Source organism: Chitinophaga filiformis, assembly GCF_021646545.1.
Lineage (GTDB): Bacteria > Bacteroidota > Bacteroidia > Chitinophagales > Chitinophagaceae > Chitinophaga > Chitinophaga filiformis_A.
The window spans coordinates 78512-97290 of sequence record NZ_JAKIRP010000006.1 but is presented as its reverse complement, the minus strand read 5'-3'; the positions used below and the strand labels follow the sequence as shown (position 1 = coordinate 97290).

12 protein-coding genes are annotated in these 18779 nt (G+C 46.0%); 7 read left to right on the top strand and 5 right to left on the bottom strand.

What is annotated here, in order from left to right; translation table 11 throughout:
- Positions 1 to 9 precede the first annotated feature (9 nt).
- Genes L3C95_RS16760 through L3C95_RS16750 form a run of 3 tightly spaced genes read left to right on the top strand, consistent with a single transcriptional unit; the run spans position 10 to position 8407 of the window.
- A complete protein-coding gene (locus L3C95_RS16760; protein ID WP_236389233.1) occupies positions 10 to 1800 on the top strand; it encodes a hypothetical protein in 1791 nt (596 codons plus the stop codon).
- 26 nt (positions 1801 to 1826) lie between these two features.
- Entirely contained in the window at positions 1827 to 7910 is a 6084-nt protein-coding gene (locus L3C95_RS16755; RefSeq protein WP_236389232.1) for a hypothetical protein, read from the top strand.
- Positions 7910 to 8407: an SMI1/KNR4 family protein gene (locus tag L3C95_RS16750; RefSeq protein WP_236389231.1), complete on the top strand. Its 498-nt coding sequence runs from the start codon at positions 7910 to 7912 to the stop codon at positions 8405 to 8407. Before L3C95_RS16755 ends, L3C95_RS16750 begins: the two co-directional genes overlap by 1 nt.
- 92 nt (positions 8408 to 8499) lie before the next feature.
- Here L3C95_RS16750 and L3C95_RS16745 read toward each other — a convergent pair whose 3' ends face one another.
- From L3C95_RS16745 to msrA, 5 genes are all read right to left on the bottom strand, one after another.
- Positions 8500 to 9237, bottom strand: coding sequence for a hypothetical protein (locus L3C95_RS16745; protein WP_236389230.1), 738 nt, complete (start codon positions 9235 to 9237; stop codon positions 8500 to 8502).
- Positions 9238 to 9282: 45 nt separating this feature from the next.
- Positions 9283 to 10206 (bottom strand): hypothetical protein, encoded by a 924-nt coding sequence (locus L3C95_RS16740; RefSeq protein ID WP_236389228.1) that lies wholly within the window; start codon positions 10204 to 10206, stop codon positions 9283 to 9285.
- Between the two features lie 41 nt (positions 10207 to 10247).
- Complete coding sequence (locus L3C95_RS16735; RefSeq protein ID WP_236389227.1) at positions 10248 to 11087, bottom strand: hypothetical protein; 840 nt, start codon at positions 11085 to 11087, stop codon at positions 10248 to 10250.
- Between the two features lie 68 nt (positions 11088 to 11155).
- Positions 11156 to 11905, bottom strand: a complete 750-nt coding sequence (locus L3C95_RS16730; RefSeq protein ID WP_236389226.1) for a hypothetical protein — start codon at positions 11903 to 11905, stop codon at positions 11156 to 11158.
- A 163-nt stretch (positions 11906 to 12068) separates the two neighbouring features.
- Positions 12069 to 12719 carry a peptide-methionine (S)-S-oxide reductase MsrA gene (gene msrA, locus L3C95_RS16725; RefSeq protein WP_317207691.1) on the bottom strand — a complete coding sequence of 217 codons (651 nt, stop codon included), beginning with the start codon at positions 12717 to 12719 and terminating at the stop codon, positions 12069 to 12071.
- A gap of 204 nt (positions 12720 to 12923) precedes the next feature.
- Here msrA and L3C95_RS16720 point away from each other — a divergent pair, with 204 nt between their 5' ends.
- From L3C95_RS16720 to L3C95_RS16705, 4 genes are all read left to right on the top strand, one after another.
- Positions 12924 to 15056 (top strand): endonuclease MutS2, encoded by a 2133-nt coding sequence (locus L3C95_RS16720; RefSeq protein WP_236389225.1) that lies wholly within the window; start codon positions 12924 to 12926, stop codon positions 15054 to 15056.
- Between the two features lie 574 nt (positions 15057 to 15630).
- Positions 15631 to 16071, top strand: coding sequence for a MarR family winged helix-turn-helix transcriptional regulator (locus tag L3C95_RS16715; RefSeq protein WP_236389224.1), 441 nt, complete (start codon positions 15631 to 15633; stop codon positions 16069 to 16071).
- Positions 16072 to 16352: 281 nt separating this feature from the next.
- Positions 16353 to 17234 (top strand): AraC family transcriptional regulator, encoded by an 882-nt coding sequence (locus L3C95_RS16710; RefSeq protein ID WP_236389223.1) that lies wholly within the window; start codon positions 16353 to 16355, stop codon positions 17232 to 17234.
- A 406-nt stretch (positions 17235 to 17640) separates the two neighbouring features.
- A complete protein-coding gene (locus tag L3C95_RS16705; protein ID WP_236389222.1) occupies positions 17641 to 18756 on the top strand; it encodes an efflux RND transporter periplasmic adaptor subunit in 1116 nt (371 codons plus the stop codon).
- Positions 18757 to 18779: the final 23 nt, after the last annotated feature.

Genomic DNA, 18779 nt, shown 5'->3' with positions numbered 1-18779 from the left:
AATTACGTTATGAAGCACCGCTACATATATCTAGTGATAACTATCAGCCTGTTGCTGATCGGTACCCACGCTGCCAGCGCTCAGGCACTCGACCAGCTGGGAGTAAAAAAAGGAGTGACCATGAACGGGTCCATCAATGCAAGTACCACTGCCTATACAGCCAGTGGTATTGAAAGCAGGAGAGACCCCTTTGCCTGGTACCTCAATGGTAATATCAACATCAACCTGTTCGGATATGATATGCCGTTCTCTTTCAGCTACAGCAATCAGGGCAGGAATTATTCGCAGCCCTTTAACCAGTTCCGCTTTGCGCCGAGCTATAAATGGGCACGCCTGTATGTGGGTACCACCAGTATGAACTTCAGTAACTATACACTGGCAGGGCATATGTTCAACGGAGTGGGAGTAGAGCTTACTCCCCAGAAATGGCGGATCTCTGCCATGTACGGTACACTCCTGAAGGCAGTACCTTTTGATGTATTGGTGCCGGAAAGTTATAGCAGGGCCTCCTTTGAGCGTAAAGGTGCAGGTTTGAAAGTGGCCTATGAAAATGCAGGGAACAGCTACGGCGTATCGCTGTTCCGCGCCAAAGACGATGCCGCTTCATTGCCCTTCATACCGGATGACGCCACCATCACACCAAGAGAGAACGTAGCGGTCGCCTTCAACGTAAAACAAAATATCATCCAGCACATCTTTGTAGATGTAGAATATTCAGTCTCTGCTATCAACCGTGATGTACGTGGGGAGAAGAACGCATTTGACAGCAGCAGGGGCACCTCCAACCTGTTAAAACATTTCCTCTCGCCCACCAACAATACCCGCTACTTTGACGCGATCCAGGCAGGACTCGGATACAATGGTTCCTTTTATACCGTGCAGTTACGCTATGAAAGGGTTGCCCCTGATTATGTAACGCTGGGCGCCTACAACGTAGTGAACGACATGCGCAACATCACCGTGGCGCCATCATTCAAACTGTTCAACGGCAGGGTGAACCTCTCTGCCAATGCAGGTATGCAGGTCAATAATCTGGACAACAGCAAGAGCAGTGATGCCAGACGGTGGGTAGTGAACGGAAATGCCAGCGTCACTGCAGGCCAACACTGGGTACTGAATGGTGGATACTCCAACTTCAGTAACTATACCCGGGTAAAACCACAGTTCGATCCTTATTTCAACAATCCGATGGATACCCTGGACTTCTACCAGGTGAATAATACCTACAATGGCATGGTAATGTATCATACCGGTGACAAGGACAGACAGCAGGCCATTACGTTGAACTCTTCCTATCAGTATGCCAGCGACAGGAGCAGCAGCGACACGACTGATCCTATCCTGACCAAATTCTTTACTTCGAATCTCAGTTATTCCTATAGTCTGCCTCCGAAAGACCTGACCATGAGCGCTACCGTGAACTATTATAAGAATAGTGCTGCCGGTTTAAGTACGACATTTATGGGACCGGGCGTGAACGTGAACAAGCAATTCCTTGAAAAGACACTGCGTACAGGCCTATCAGCCGTATACAACATGACTTCGGCGAAGAGTACAACAGGAGAGGGCGCGACCACTACTACCAATAGTACCCTCTTCAACACAGGACTCAATATTAATTACAGTCCGAAGGGTAAAGTAACCGAAGCCCCCGCAGAAGGGGAAGGTAAGAAAAAGTTCTTCAGCAAACAGACGCATTCCATAGGTGCTACTGTTTCCTGGGTGCTGCGCGGCGCTAGTGCTAACCAACCTGGCTACAACGAACTGACAAGTACGATCAACTATACCTATTCATTTTGACAATGACGCTTAATCATATCCATAGGATGTCCCACATATACCGCTACGTACTGTGCCTGCTGCTGATGATAGCAGGGCTAACAAACGTAAAAGCCCAGCAATATCCTGTTACTGCCAGCACGCAGATCATACCTCCCTACAGCGTTTATCTGCCCGACTACGCAGTACCGGGAAGTGATAAACTGCGGGTGATACTGGTGCAGAACGATCTGACACTGCCCAGCTATAATATCAGGTTGCGCATGACAGTAGAACAGAATGGTACCGTTATTATGCGGACAGCCGCTACGTTCAACCCTAAACCGCTTTCCCTGAGTCCGGGAATTCCTACTATCATAGGAGGAATAGACCTGACAGATTATCTTAACCCTGCCAATCTTGAATACAGCGGAGGCTTCAGCAGAACGGAATACGAAAAGACCCGTTCCCTGCCTGAAGGTGCATATCGTATCTCCTTTACGGCATACGACTACGCCCGTCCGCAGGTACAGGTAAGTAATATGGGCTCCAACGTCTTCTTCTTCCGTAAGAGCGATCCGCCACTGTTAAACCTGCCGATCTGTAACAGCCGTGTGGAGAAACTCGATCCGCAGTTCCTCACATTCAACTGGAGCAGCCGTAACTCCCCTAATCCAATCCCCGGAAGCGGAACAGAATATGTGTTCTCACTCTATGAAATAAGACCTGCCGGCAGCAATCCTGATTATATTGTACGTAGTGCCAAGCCTATCTATACACTGGTGACTGAGACCAACACTATTGTATATGGCCCCGGAGAACCGGCATTGAGAGACAGCATGCAGTATGTGTGGGTGGTACAGGCGCGTGATAAGAGCGGCAGGGATATGTTCAGTAACCAGGGTTTAAGCCAGAGCTGCACGTTCACCTATCTGGGTAATAATCCATTTACACAGCGGAATATACCGAAGCCTGTACTGAAAGGCCGTAGCACGGGCGAACGCAGTGTGCGTTTCGGCTGGCCGCTGGCAGATGCTGCGTATCAGGTGGAAGCTTACCGTTTGCAATACCGTGCTGCCAAAGCAGGTGATACAGAGTTTGACTGGCAGACAGAAGAAAGACAACGTGATACTGCCTTTACTGTCAACAGCCTCGAGCCCAACCGCGTGTATGAAGGAAGGCTGCAATGGAAGATTGCAGGGGTATATGGACCTTATAGCGATGTAGTAACTATAAAGACAGACTCAGCGAAAACATTCGTGTGCGGAGACGCCGGGTTGCTGGCTGGTCCGGATAATAAAGAGCCTATCGCTTCATTGAGTGCAGGCAAGATCATCCGTGTAGGCAATTTTGATATCATCCTGACAGAAGTAAGTGGCGGTAATGGCAAGTTCACAGGTAAAGGCCGCGTGATCACACTGGGCTTCGGCATTGGCCTGCAGATGGAGTTCAAGGATATTGCTGTCAACACAGATCTGAGAGTGACAAGCGGTGTGGTAAATGCGGTGACAGAAGGTATCGATAAATACGTCAGCGACAAACTCGATGAACAACATGGAGGTAACGACGTAGGTGGTGTGAAGACCGGAGATATCGTTCCCGACATCGTCACCAAACTGAAGATCTTTACACCTGCCAATATCAAGGTAAATACCGATGACGGTACCATTACGCTCAAAGACAGTGAGACAGGTAAAGAAGAAGTGATCAACTATAAAGACAAGGGTAAAACCTTGCCGCTGGTGCTGGAAGATGCAGGTGGTAACCTGTACAACATAGACAAGGGAGGAAAAGTGACCGCTATCGGTAAACGTGATAACTCCTTTACACCGCAGGTGCTTGAATCACTGAAGAATGTACAGGTAGATAAAGGAGCCGTAAACTTCACGCCGGGTGCAGGCAACGTGTATGGATTCGACACATGGCAGCCTGCCTATGCCGGTAAAACACAGGTAGAGCGTGAGTATGAGTCGCTGGCGAATGGTAAATACCATGTAAGTGCAAAAGTTATCGTACCCGGGGAACAGGAAGAAGTGATCGCCACATTAACGAATGCCGCCAGTGGCATCGCGGCTTCCAAACTGAAGTTTGTGACCGGAAAGGGCATCGTACTCGAAGCGAAAGATAATGGTAATAACACCTTCTCTATTAAGCTGACAGGTGGTCCTGGAGGTGATGCGCAGGAGATCTATGCTACACATCCGGATGGTAGCGGAGCTTACATCAGCATGGGTAAACTGCTGGTGGTAAGTTACAAGGCATTACAAAAGAAACTGGTGCTGGTGCCTGTAGGAGCAGGTACAGCCGCGCCTGTAGAGAAGATCAGAACGGCATTGCAGCAAACCTATGGTAAGGTAGGTATCACCTATACGGTGGAGGTAGATGAAAGCTTCCGCGACAACAAGGCATGGGATAGCAATGGCGACAGCGTGCTGCAGGATAAGAAAAGTGCTTTCCTGAGCAATGATTTTACCGGTGAGGAGAAAGCACTGAAGAAGGCTTATAAGAAATCCATCAAGGTAGATGACAATACGGTGTACCTGTTCGTGGTGAATGAAGCCGCATTGGCTGACGGAGATATGGCAGGTAAAATGCCTCGTGCAAGCCAGTTTGGATTTGTATTCACTAAGGGCGCTACTGAAGCAACCATTGTTCGCACGGTAGTGCATGAAATAGGTCACGGAGACTATACGCTGGAACATACGTTTGCTCCCGCCATCGGACTGGATAAAGGATCTTCTGACAATCTGATGGATTATGGTAGTGGGTATGGGTTGCTGAAATTCCAGTGGGACATCCTGCATGATCCGGGAAGCGTATGGGGCGTGTTTGATGATGATGCGGCGAGCCAGAACTATATCGGTCAGAATATCATCAGGGATTTCATTAACAAGGATAATAAGACAGTGTCCTTCCTGACAATGTCTGGTACGGCAGTGTCAGTACCATTCGACAGCCTGGGTAAGGTAGAGTTCCAATATGGTGCTGTCAAGGTCGTAGGAAAAGCAGATCAATTTGACCCTGAGATCACTGTTGGTGCCGTAAGGTCCTTTGAAAAGAAGAACAGTGCCGGTGCGATGGAGAAATATCGTTACTCCGATATAGAAGGCGTCTTCAGGAATGAGAAAGGAGAACTGTTCATACAGATAGTCGACACACCAATGGTGGACGGTTTTATCTACCCGATCCAATGTGCAGAGGAATACAAACTGATGAAATTCAGAAGACTTACAATCCCGGCTTATAAGGGAGGTGAGCAGAAACTGAAGTTCAGTGAGCTGGCAGAGCGCTTCAATCCGTTCAAGGATGGGCAGATAGCGATGCTCAACAGTAAAAATGAGACTATCAAACAGAACGTCCCGATCAATGTAGACGGGTCCTGTCTGTACTGCGTTTCACCGTTCACAGTGGCGATGACAGAAAAACACTGTTATGCAGAAGAATACCTGTGGGTAGACAAGATCGCCCAGATGAGAAATGTTTACCCTGATTATTTTGCACAGTTCACGCAGCCAGAGGTAATAGTGGCATATGGATTCTTCGGCTCAGGCGAAGCGAATGGTGGAAATTGGGAAGTTCCAAAGAATATAGATGTTCCACTGCAGGCAGGAGATGGAACAACGTACCCGGCTACAAAGCATGATTATGATTATGTATGGGGTAAATATCTGATAGCCCATCCTAATATTAAGACTGCTTATGAGAAGGATAAGGTCTTATTCTTTAAGACCTTCTACACTGAATTTGTCAAGTACATAGATACGATTGTTGTAAAAGACGATAAATTCTGGGAGAACTTAAATGAGCAGACACCTGTTGCAGACATATTTGATCACCTGAAAGATGATCCGGCCTTCCATATACAATCAGTGCCTATTGAAAAAAGAGAATTGGCGTTAAAACTGTTAACCAATGGATATAACAACACCGGTATTTACCTGGGACCGAAAGGGTTGGCGTACCTGCGTTTGCTGGCTAGCTGCAAAGACGAAGAGAAGGTAGCATGGTTGAAGTTTATTGAGAAGGACATTACTATCAAGAAAATATATGGACTGTTTGGCGTATGGGATAAGGAGGATAAGGTTCATATAGGGGTAATGATGGCCTTGAGTAACATGATCACCTCTTCAGGATATTTCACCTGTGATGAGGACGAAATAGGAGATAAGCTGAACGCACCCGAAACAGTAGCGCAGGTGGAAGCAGATATGTTGCAGTTCAAAAATGCAAATGTTGAATTTACTTCCGGTAACAAACTAAAAATAAATGGTAAAGAGTACGACTTTAATCATATCATAGCAGTAGAGGTAGCAGGAAGCTTTGAAATGGCAGGTAAGACATATGCTAAAGGGAAGGTCCTGACTATGCCGGCTATGCAGATGGCATTGATGTCGTCCATTACCAATGCCCAGGTAACGGAGAAGGTGGCCTGGCTGGCGGTAGATCTGGGGCTGATGGCGATTGGTATAGGTGAGGTTAGGGTGCTCTTTAAGGCTGGTATGTATATCAGAAAGGCCATTGTTGCTGCTGATATAGTAGGTTCTGCCGGAGGTATAGCGCTACAGGCGATAAACACTGACGCTATCGGTCCTAAATGGAGAACCTCGCTGCAAATAGCCTGTTTTGCGTTATCTGTTCCTACCATGGTAAAGGCAGCGCCGAAGGTTGAAAGATATCTCGATGACCTGGACAAAACGCTGGATGCCAGAAGGGCCAAAGCAGGTGCAGGGGAAATCGCAGAATGGGAAAAAATTGGATCTGCTCTGGCTAAAAAGGCCGACGTGCTCGATGTGATAGAAGATGGTAAAGAGATTGGCGTGAGGGCAGTATCGTTTGATAAGGTAGGAGACGTTCCGAAGGTAAAAGCCTGGTTAAAGCAAATGCCTGCCTCAGATAAGAACATCTATCTGGTAGTGCATGCAGATAATAGTGTCTTTACTGTGATACATAACGGAGAGCCCCTGGTGATGGAGGGCAGATCCCTGGCGAGATGGATCAAGAAACAAGGATTTGCTGCCGACAGACAACTGGTGTTACTTTCATGTGCTAATATAGAAACAGCGCAGAACGTGGCACGTAAAGCGAAACGTTCGATTGTTGCGAATGATGGAGTGGTGAGGGTGTATGAGAATGGAGTGATAGAGGCAGAAAACGGATTCAGACATATAGATGCGAATGGTAATATTGATAATAGTAAGTCGCTCGTAATAGGAAAACAGGAAGCGCCAGGTACGGAAGTGGTCCAGCTGGGAAAAGCAGCAGCCAGGACAGGGTCAGTGGAGGAGATTGCCAAAGAATTTAATGTGGCGACTGATATTGCAGAGAAGTTGGCCGCGAATAGTGAATTTGTAAAGGCATATAAAGCTGTAGTTGCGGGAGTTAAGAGGCAAAAGGCAGGCGGGAATTTTATGCTTGCGTTAGAGAGTACTGCACAAGATGCGGCAAACTTGGCAACGTCTAAAAAGAAGCTGTTGGCAGTATTCGCAAACAATCCTGAAGCTTTCAATAAAGTTTACCAAAACATGGTAAGAGCCGAAGAACTTGCCGAATCAGCAGGAAGAGCTATGGCATCAGGGCAGTCTGCAGTTAGTGAAGCTAAGGGTATGGCTGCAATAAGGACAGAGATAACCGATATGTTCAAAGACCTGAACATTGATATTGAAGAATCTTTCTTCCTGAATGGAATCTTTAATGGCGGCGTAACTGGCCATATTCCTTTACGCGATGCCCAATGGGCGATAATAGATGCGGCGCGCGACATCTCAAAAATTGCAGGTAATAGAAATATTCTGGTTGTGCATATCTACGTAAAAGGCGAGATGGTCCCTATAGCACTAATTGCAGGTAGTGGAAATAGTGCAGTACAAATCAAAAAAGGACTAAAGATTGAAGAAGTAATTGAAGATGTGCCGGATGGAGTTCGTAATTTTGAGCAATTTGTTATAAACAACGACCGCATTCAGGATTCTGAATCTAAGTTCGTCGAATGGTTTAGGAAGCAGACAAGTATAGATGTGAATAAAATAGAAAGGATAGAGTTTTTCAGCGAAAGGCCAGTTTGTCCATCGTGTACAAATGTACTTGGCATTTTTGCGCGCGACAGTAAGATTCCGGAGATAAAAATTTACGAAGGAAGATATAGGAGAAAATAATGGCAGCAGAATACTTATATATGGATTTTCTACGTGGTTACAGAGAGTACTTTGGAGTAACGAGTGCATGCACAGAAGAGGAAGTAACCGGGATAGAGGAAAAATTGGGAGTTAAGTTCCCTCGTAGCTATCGTGAGGTATATCTTATTCTCGGTAAGCATCGTGGATTCAGGTTTATTGATGACAATAGCTATAATTTTCCGCAGTATGAAGAAATGAGGGAGGGCGCAGAAGAGATCATCTCAGCATGCGAAACTGATTTTGTTCTGGATAAGAACATGTTTATTGTTGGTTGTTTTATAGAGAATGGGATTTTCTACTTTATTAAACTTGATGAAGGAGATGATCCCCCCGTATATCGATACGAAGAAGGCGACAAGGAATATAAACTGACTGCAGAGAGTTGTTCTTTGTTTATTCAACAGCGAACCTGGTACAGTGGTTATCTTTATTTAAAAGAAAGAGAAGATAAGAAATCAGGAAATATACAGGGCTAATGGTCTCCTGTAAATGTAAAAAAAGCTGACTGAAACCAATGGATACACTCCATTCACTTCAGTCAGCTTTTGTTTTTCCCCGCGGGGAAATATCAACGTAAAACAGCCATACCAATCAAAATAAATGGCCATGGACGCCTCCCGAGGCGGGAAATAAAGTCATAGAGTTCCTCCCGGTCACGTTCCATCCCCTTTTGCTCTCTATCTGCATCGTGAATCAGCGTACACAGCGCATGAACATCCTGTAAAGTCGGCATGTCAACTGTCAGTTCACAAAGGTTGCAGACCATCGTCAATGATGTCTGTAGGTCGCGGTTGACCAGTGCCTTGATGGTTTTCACCACCAATGCCGCGTAGCTGGAGCGAAATTCCAGGAATTCAACCGGCAGATAGTTCATGTTACCGATGATCGCTACATCCGTATATTCTAACAGGTCGGTAAATTCGAAGGGTTCATACATCACCAGTTTATGGTGCATAGCAGCCAGCTTCGTCTTCCTTTCTTCCAGGTCGGCGAGTAGCTCGTCAAAGGCCTGTAATCTATGTTCGCCATTCAGCAGGAGCGGATTTGCAGTCACATCGCTCATGAGGTTCATATCTTTCAGCGCAAACGCACGGCGTACGGCTTCGACATATACTTCTTTGAAATAGGGAGAAATAAATGCCAGAAATGCAGGGTCCCTATAGATCTCTTCTTTTACAAATCTTGCGTTTGGTTGCAGGTCGCCCGTTCCGAGAAAGTGACTCAGCGCCGGATCGGCGCTGATATAGGTGCGGAAGGCCTTCTCCTGCTCAGAAATATTCGTTGTCGCGGATTGTTCGTATTTCATGTGTATTGGATGTATATGTTTATATCTTTCACCGTATACCTTCCATCAGCGATTACGACGATAAGAAGGATGATAGGAAGGAGGATGATAAGAGGGACGATATGAACGATGATAACGATAAGAACCGTTGCTGCGGTACCCTCTGCTATCCCCAAAGAGCATCATTTTAAGGATGATAATGACGAAGATGACAAAACCCACTACGAGAGCACGAATGCTTCCGCTGAAACCGCCGGAATCACGGGAATCATCGACATCGCTGGAATAACCGGAATTGTCGGAATTACCCGAATCGTTGGAATAACCCGAATAACCTGCTCCACTTTCAGCAGCGCTTGTTTGCCGATTTGCATTGATTAGCTTATACAGCGCATCCACATCATTGGCCGTTTGCATATCAACGGTGAGTTGGCACAGATGGCTGATCATGGTTAATGCTGTCCGCTGGTCCCGGTTAACCAGTGAGTTGACTACCTTCATGATCACCCGTGCATAGGTGGAGCGGAATTCCTGGAATTCAGCCGGCAGGTAGTTGAGATTGGAGATAGTTGCCATGCTGCTATGTTCTGTCAGACTAAGGATGTCAATGGGCTCCTGCATCTGCAATTTAGCGTGAAACGATAACAAAGCCGCTTTCCTTTGTTCCAGGTAGGCAAGGATATCATCAAAAGCCTGTTTCCTGTAAGCATCGTCCAGCAGAATGGTATTTATTGCTATATCGCTCATCAGGCTTGTATCTTTCTGATCAAACGCGCTGGTAATAGCATTTACATAAACTTCATGGAAGTAAGGGGAAATAAATGCCAGGAATGCGGGATCCCTGTAGGTCTGTTCCTTTGCAAATTTTTCGTTCGGGCGTATGGAACCTGTTTCGAGAAAATAGCTCAGCGCAGGGTCATTGCTGATCAGGGTGCGGAATGCCTTGTCCTGTTCAGAGATATTCGGTGACGCAGATTGTTCGTATTTCATGGTATTGGATGTATAGAGCTATAGCCTTTTTCTTCTGCAAACTAATGATGACTATGAGAAGATGAACGGGATGAACGGTGATAATGATAGCCTCCGCCATGGGACCCTTTGTAATCCGGAGATGACATCTCAATAATCGTGAAAATGATGACGAGGATCATAAGGACTACAAACGTTAGAATCTCACGAGTGTTTTTGCCGGGATCGCCGGAATAGCCGGAATTACCGTAACCGCTTTCAATGGCGTCCGGCCGCCTGTTCCCATTAAGCAGCGTATAGAGCGCCTCCACGTCATTTGCAGTTTGCATGTCAACGGAGAGTTCACGCAGATCGGTGATCATGGTCATTGCTGCCGACTGGTACCAGTTAGCCAATGAGTTGATCACCTTCATAATCACCTGCGCATAGTCCGAACGGAATTCCTGGAACTCAGCCGGCAGGTAGTTGAGATTATAGATAGTATCTATGCTGGTATGTTCGGCCAGGATAAAGATGTTAATAGGCCCCTGCATGTGCAATGTAGCGTGAAACAATTCCAGTGCCGCTTTCCTTTGTTCCAGGTAAATCAGGATATCATCAAGCGCTTGTTTCCTATGAGCATCGTCCAGCAGAATAGCATTCATGTTTATATCACCCATCAGGTTTGTATCTTCCAGATCAAACGCGCTGGTAATGGCATTTACGTACACTTCGTGAAAATAAGGGGAGATAAATGCCAGGAATGCAGGATCACTATAGATCACTTCCTCTGCAAATTTTGCGTTTGGCTGCATGGTGCCGGTTTCGAGAAAATAGCTCAGCGCAGGGTCATTGCTGATAAGCGCACGGAATGTCTTCTCCTGTTCGGAGATGTTTACTGACGCGGATCGTTCGTATTGCATGGGTATTGGGTTATATGGAGCTTAAGCGTTTGCCGGACAAGCGTACTCCTTATCCGGCAAACTGTATATCAATCTGCAAAGAGCAGTATCAGCTTAATGATAATAATAATGAAACCAATGATCCCCCATATGATCTTACCAGTACTCTGCTCGCCGCCACCGGAAAGACCTTCAACAGCGCTTGCCTTCTGGCTTGCATTTTCCAGTTGCTGGTACAGTGTATCAGCATCGTAAGTTGTCTGGGCATCACATTTCAGCTGACGAAGGTCAGTTGCGATGTTCAATGCGGCCTGGAAATCGCGGCTTACCAGCGAACGCACCACTTTAAGTATTTCCCTGGCATATACAGAACGGAATTCCTGGAACTCATCCGGCAGGTAGTTCAGATTGGCAATGGTCATAATACCTGCATAGTCTGACAGATCGAGCATCATAATACTTTCTCCCAGTTGTAATTTATTGCTCAGCGACACCAGTTTGGCCTTCTTTTCTTCCAGGTAAACGAAGATCTGATCAAACGCCTGTTTCTTATGCGTATCGTCCAGCAGGATAGGGTTCACTGCCACATCACTCATCAGGTTTGTATCTTTCAGATCAAACGCTCTGAGTATTGCCTTTACATAGACATCCTGAAAATAGGGAGAAATAAATGCCAGGAATGCGGGATCCTTGTAGATCTCTTCCTTTGAAAATCTTGCATTTTTACGTGTGCTGCCCGTTTCGAGGAAATAACTCAGCGCAGGGTCGTTGCTGATAAAGGAGCGAAATGCCTTCTCCTGCTCGGAGATATTCGCATCCACAGATGATTCATATTTCATGGGTATCTGGTATATAGAGCTTAACAGTTTGCAGGGATAATGTCTTGTCCTGCTGCAATATACCTTTATTTATACATATGTAAAAGTCTCAGATAAGGAGTAAAACACAAAGCGAATGACCGGGAAGGCCATTCGCTTTGGAAAAATGTTGTATTACAATAAGTTAGTTCTTCTTTAGCTTATCCTTAAACACCTTTTTGAATTTCTCCAGTTTTGGCTGGATCACAAAGTGGCAATAAGGCTGCGAGCCATTCTCATTGTAGTAGTTCTGATGATAGTCTTCGGCCTTGTAGAAGGCGGTCATTGGCGCTATTTCCGTTACTACCGGTTTATCATAGGCGCCCGACTGCTGCAGCTTCTCCTTATACAGTTGCGCCAGTTTGTGCTGATCCTCATTGTGATAGAAGATAACAGACCGGTATTGGGTGCCCACATCATTGCCCTGCCTGTTTAACTGGGTAGGGTCATGGCTCTGCCAGAATGCCTGCAACAGCTCTTCATAGCTGATCTTTGAAGGATCGTAGGTTACCTGTATCACTTCTGCGTGACCGGTAGTACCGGTGCTTACTTCTTCATAGGTCGGATTTGGAACGGTGCCCCCGGCATAACCGGATTCTACTTTTGTTACACCATCCAGGTACTGGAACTGTGCCTCAGTACACCAGAAACAACCGCCTCCGAATGTGGCTTTTTCAGTTTTAACATTGTTGCTGACTTCCATATCTCCTGGTACTTTGTCTTTTGATTTTCCGCCCTGTGCACAGGCACTGATTGTTAGTGCCAGTAAACAGCTTAATAATGAGTATCTTCGCATGATTTAAATTGTTGATGGTGACATTTGAAGTCAAGGGCTCAAAGACCCTCAACAAGTTAAATTACGACAAGAATAACGGATTAGATCACCAAGTTAAGTAACTTTAACATTCCTTTTGCCGGACCGTAAAAGGTACGGAACGGCAAAAGCCAATTTTAACCGTCTGTAAACAAAGGGTTTACAGGCTTTGTATGGATAAGTAAGATGAAATATTTTCCCGATTCAGCACTGGTACAGCTGGAATTTGACAAGGTACAGGCTTTGTTAAAGGAGCATTGTAAAACGGAGTTGGGTAAACAGATGGCAGAAGATCTGCGTTTGCACACCCACATTGATTATGTCAGAACGGCCCTTCAACAGGCCCATGAATACAAGCAGCTTACTTTGCTGCAGGAGCACTTCCCGAACGATTATGTACTGAACCTGAAAAATGAGCTCCGCATGCTGGGCATTCAGGGGGCAGTACTCAGTGGTGAACAGATCATGCTCCTGCGCAAGCTGGCAGAAAGCATGCACAGTATTGTACGTTTCTTTGATCACGACAGGCGGGTGCAGTATGCCGGTTTGTTCAGCGTGATCACGCACACCCACTATGAAAAGAAGATCACGGCGCTGATAGACGAAGTGCTCGATGAGAACGGAGAGGTACGCGACAATGCCACCCCGGAACTGGCAAAGATCCGTATGAGCCTTTTCCGTAAAAGGAACGAACTGCGTCGCGCATTCGACCGTGTTCTCAGTAAACTCAGCAAACTGGGTTACCTGGCAGATACTGAGGAGGCATTCCTCAACGGCAGAAGGGTAGTGGCCGTCTATGCAGAGAATAAGCGTATGGTGAAAGGTATCCAGCACGGAGAGTCTGATACCCGCCGTACTACCTTCATAGAGCCGGAAGAAACGATTGAGCTGAACAACGACGTAATGTCCCTCGAAAGAGAAGAGAACAAAGAGGTTTACAAGATCCTGCGTACACTGACTGCGGCACTCAGCCAGCATGCACAGCTGCTCAACAATTATCACGAAATCCTGGGACTGTACGACTTTATCAGGGCAAAAGCGAAACTGGCACTGGACATGGACGGTAATTACCCCATGCTCTCGCCACATGCACAGCTGCACCTGGTAGATGCGTATCACCCCCTGTTGTTGTTATACAACCGCCGTAACCAGAAACCGACCATCCCGGTGAACCTGACCCTGGATAAAGACAATCATATCCTGGTGATCAGTGGTCCTAACGCCGGCGGTAAAACGGTTACCATGAAAACAGTGGGTCTGATCCAGCTCATGTTACAGGCGGGCCTGCTGGTACCGGTACACCCCAGCTCTCAATTGGGCATCTTCCGCCAGCTGATGATCCACATCGGAGACACACAATCGCTGGAGTTTGAATTGAGTACCTACAGTTCTCATCTCAAGAACATGAAGTACTTCATGGAAGAAGCCAATGGTAAAACATTGTTCTTTATAGATGAATTGGGAAGTGGTTCCGATCCCAATCTCGGAGGCGCCTTCGCAGAAGTGATCATGGAGGAAATGGCCAAAAAGCACGCTTTTGGTATTGTAACCACCCACTACCTGAACCTGAAGATTATGGCCAATAAGGTAAGAGGTATCATCAACGGCGCGATGGGCTTCGACGAAGAGAACCTGCTGCCAATGTATAAACTGATCGTAGGTAAACCCGGTAGCTCCTATACATTCTCTATCGCACAGCGCATCGGCTTACATCCTTCATTGATATCCCGCGCCAAGAACCTGGTGGATGAAGGGCATTTCCAGCTCGATAAGCTGTTGAATAAAGCCGAACAGGACCTCCAGAAGATCGAGGCCAAGGAAAAGGAACTGCAGAAGCTCCTGAAAGAAAATGAAAAGCTGAAGAGAGAATACGAGATCCTCTCCGACAAGGAAAGGAAAACACAGCAATTCACTACCCTCAAGCTGCAGAATAAGATCAAGGAAGAAGAACTGCAATACCTGAAGGATATGGAGCGAAAGATGAAGCAGATCGTGATAGAGTGGAAGCGCACCGACGACAAACAAAAAGTACTCAAGCAGGCAGAGGCACTGCTGTTCCGTAAAAAGGAAAAGCAGATCAATGAGCGTTTCGAAAAGAAAGTGCAGGAGAAATTCCTTGAAGTAGTAGGAGGGGACCTCAAGCTGGGTGACCAGGTAAAAATAAAGAGTAACGGTCAGGTAGGAAAGCTAATGGAGATCCGCGACAAACGCGGTATTGTGAAGCTTGGAAACATTCCGATGAACGTCGCCATGGCCGACCTGGTACTCGTGAAAGAGCGGCCTAAGGAAGCAAAAGAAGCAAAAGAAGCAGCAAAGTAATTGAACAGGCTGCAGTATCACAAATAATCGAAGGCTGGAAAGTAGTATCAAACACTAATAAAACTTCTAACCGGCATCCAAAAGAAAGAGGGCGTATCAGACTTTGATACGCCCTCTTTGCTTATAATCTATAATATCGCCATTGTTATGTCTTGCAGGCCTGAATATCACGTGTCTGACCCTTGTGATTGCGTGTAAGAGGACACTGAACTGTACTTGCCATCAGGGCCACGAATGATGTGAGGTCGTAATCAATAATAGGGAGAGCGTAAGTAGCACGCGGTTTCAGATGGGAATGGCGGGCCTTCGGCTCTCCGGCGACACGACGGATGCTGTCAAATCCATATCCCAACTCCCATTCGCTTGACAACACCCAATAGCCATCCTGAGAGGCGCCGACCGCCATCCCATACTGAAACCGGAGCTACTTAGCGTGAATCAGACAGAAAGCAGGCGCATTAAAAGCCTTTTATTGCACCCGTTATTAAATAAAAAAGCATAACAGATGACAATAAAAAGACATACAAAACCATAATTTAATTTTATTTAGCCGGCTAATTATTATATTTGTCTCATGAACAGACCGATGATGTGCAGTACCATCAGCCACCTGCTCGTGCAGATCTGTAAGGTACACAGGAACAAAGGCAACCAGATGCTGGCTGCCTATAACCTCCATGCCGGTCAGGAGCACTTCCTGGCACAGGTATTATGTGGAGGCACGATGACAATGAACGAACTCACGGAAAATCTGGACGTTACACCGGCAACAGTGACGAGAATGGCCGAAAGGCTGGAAAAGAACGGCTTCCTGACAAGGGAAAAATGCTGTGCTGATCAGCGCGTGGTGCGGGTGAAACTGACGGAAAAAGGAACAGAAGCTGCAACTGAGATTATAGATACTACCTGGAATAAACTGGAACAACAGATCGTAAAGAACATGAGCACGGAAGAAAAGATATTGCTCAGGCGACTACTAATGCAGGTGTTAGAGAACATCGAAGAGGAAGAATAGGGTCATTTTTCCTTTTTTTTACCATAATTATTTAGCCGGCTAATTAAATATGGTATTGAAATGTAGCACGAATCGTATAGAATTAAATTATCAAGCTCTAAATTAAAATTCAACTGATTGCTAGAAAATGTGGGTGGAATTTATACTTTTGTACCACCATATTGTACACTATACGTTAATACTACTTGTTACCACCTGCTTCTGTCCAATTAGTCTATCAGTCTGCCTGATCATTTTATTTACTGTAGTGAACCATTATTAATAACAAATCGCCAAGTGTTATGAGGAATAATGTATTGATACCCATTTACAACTATGCCGACGTTAACAGGCCTGAGAACCCTGTGAAGGGATTTCATATAGACCGTACTACTTATCTGGTACAGCCTGGAGATATGACGGAGCCGCACAGACGCTCTAACTATAGCCTTACCCTGCTGTTGTCAGGTGAAAGCGTACAATATATTGACTTCGAAAAATATACTGTGAAAGCACCGGCGCTGATCTTACTAGCACCTGATCAGATACATCAGCATAGTGGAGATAGCTTGTCAGAAATTGTGAACATCTCTTTTTCGCAGGAGTTCCTGATACCGGAGACAGCCGCCAGTGGTATGATATGCTGGGGTTGTCTGTTTGAAAAAGCAGTTATTGAACTGACGGATGGTCAGTTAAAAGAGTTAATGAGCTTTGCCCGTTTAATGCTCAGAGAAATAGAAAATCCGCAGCCGCTCAGTGAACTGATCATCCGTAGCCAGTTGAAATCTTTGATGGCCGCAACCGCAAGACTGCCACAGCTGGATATCGCATCTATTCAGTCAGACACGCTGCCTAACCGCATCGTACGACAGTTCAATGAACTGTCAGACCTGCATTATAAAGATAAAACACAGGTAGCCCATTACGCAGATATGATGTTCGTAACACCAGGACACCTGAATGATACTATCAAATCAGCAATGGGAAAAACCGCAAAACAGATCATCGATGAAAAACGTATAACGGAAGCAAAACGGTTATTGTACTGGGGTGAGCATAGCATCAAGGAAATAGCAGGGCAATTGAATTTTGAAGATGATGGATATTTCAACCGCTTCTTTAAAAAACACACAGGCGCAACACCAGCCTCTTTTCAGAGAAGCATCCGGGAAAAGTACAATTAATACCGTAATTTGTTAAACGATTTTCAAACCCATACGTTCTATTTTTGTTATTGATTGGAATAAACTGTTTTAGCAACCGTCAAACTAAAACCGCAAGCTCATGAAGTTCAAATTCTCTTTCTGCTAATCGCCGGAAACTAATTTTCTCTTAGCAGTTTTTATAAGTCTTTAAGCGTAAATCTACCCCGTAGTGCAAACTACGCGACAACTACTGTTTCCTTTCCCTCCACCTCGGAAAGGGCTAGGCAGGATTTGCCCATAGCTCCACAATGTATCTGAAATCGCCAATAAGGATTACAGCATGGAATGCTATTGTCAACTATCAAGAAAAACAAACCGTATGAACCACTTATTTCAGCTCATTTACAAACAAAAGCCCGCGGGCTTTCTCTATAGCTTAATTGTTATGGCAGTATTATCAGGTTGCACCTCTTCTTCCGCCAGATCAGATGGAGCTCCTCCACCCACTGCATTGCCTGTCTTTAAGGCTGCAGCCGTGCCTGCTACTACCTACCGCGAATACAACGCCGCACTTGAAGGTAAGGTGAACGTCGAGATCCGCGCACAGGTAGATGGCTATCTCGATAAGATCTTTGTGGATGAAGGCGCTTATGTGAAAGCAGGACAGCCGCTCTTCCGCATCAACGATCGTCCTTACCGTGAGCAGCTAAGTAATGCTTCTGCCAGCCTCGAAGCCGCAAAAGCTAACGAGGAAAAAGCGGCGCTGGAAGTATCCAGGCTCACACCGCTGGTAGACAATAACGTTGTTTCTGATGTGCAGCTCAAAACTGCTACTGCTGCGCTGCAAGCTGCTAAAGCTAATGTTGCACAGGCACAGGCCATGGCAGGCAACGCACGCATCAACCTCGGGTTTACCGTGATCACTGCACCAGTAAGCGGATACATTGGCCGTATCCCTTATAAGATAGGTAGTCTCGTAGGGCGCAGCGAGACGCAACCGCTCACATTACTTTCTGATGTGAATGAAGTGTACGCTTATTTCTCTATGAGTGAGGTCGACTTCCTGCAATTTAAAGACAAAGTGAAAGGCAATACCATCGCAGAAAAGGTAAAACAGTTACCTCCTGTAGAACTGGTAATGCCCGACAATACTATCTATCCTGAGAAGGGCCGTATCGAAACCATGGAAGGTCAGTTCGACAAAACAATGGGTGCTGTCAGCTTCCGTGCTGTGTTTCCTAATCCTAACGGACTGCTGCGTTCCGGTAATACCGGCAAAGTGAAGATCTCCGAATCGTTTCCTGCTGCATTGGTGGTGCCACAGGAAGCTACATTCGAGTTGCAGGATAAGATATTCATCTTTACTGTTGGCGACAGTAATAAGGTAGTCAGCAAACCTATCAAAGTATCAGGTAAGAGTAACGCTTATTACTTCGTGGAAAAAGGTGTTGCGGCCGGCGAATCTGTTGTATACACAGGTTTAGACCGTCTCCGCGATGGCGTTGTCATACAGCCACAACCAATATCACTGGATAGTCTGCTGAAGGCAAGACCGCTTTAAGCTATTGCAGACAGCAACGTACC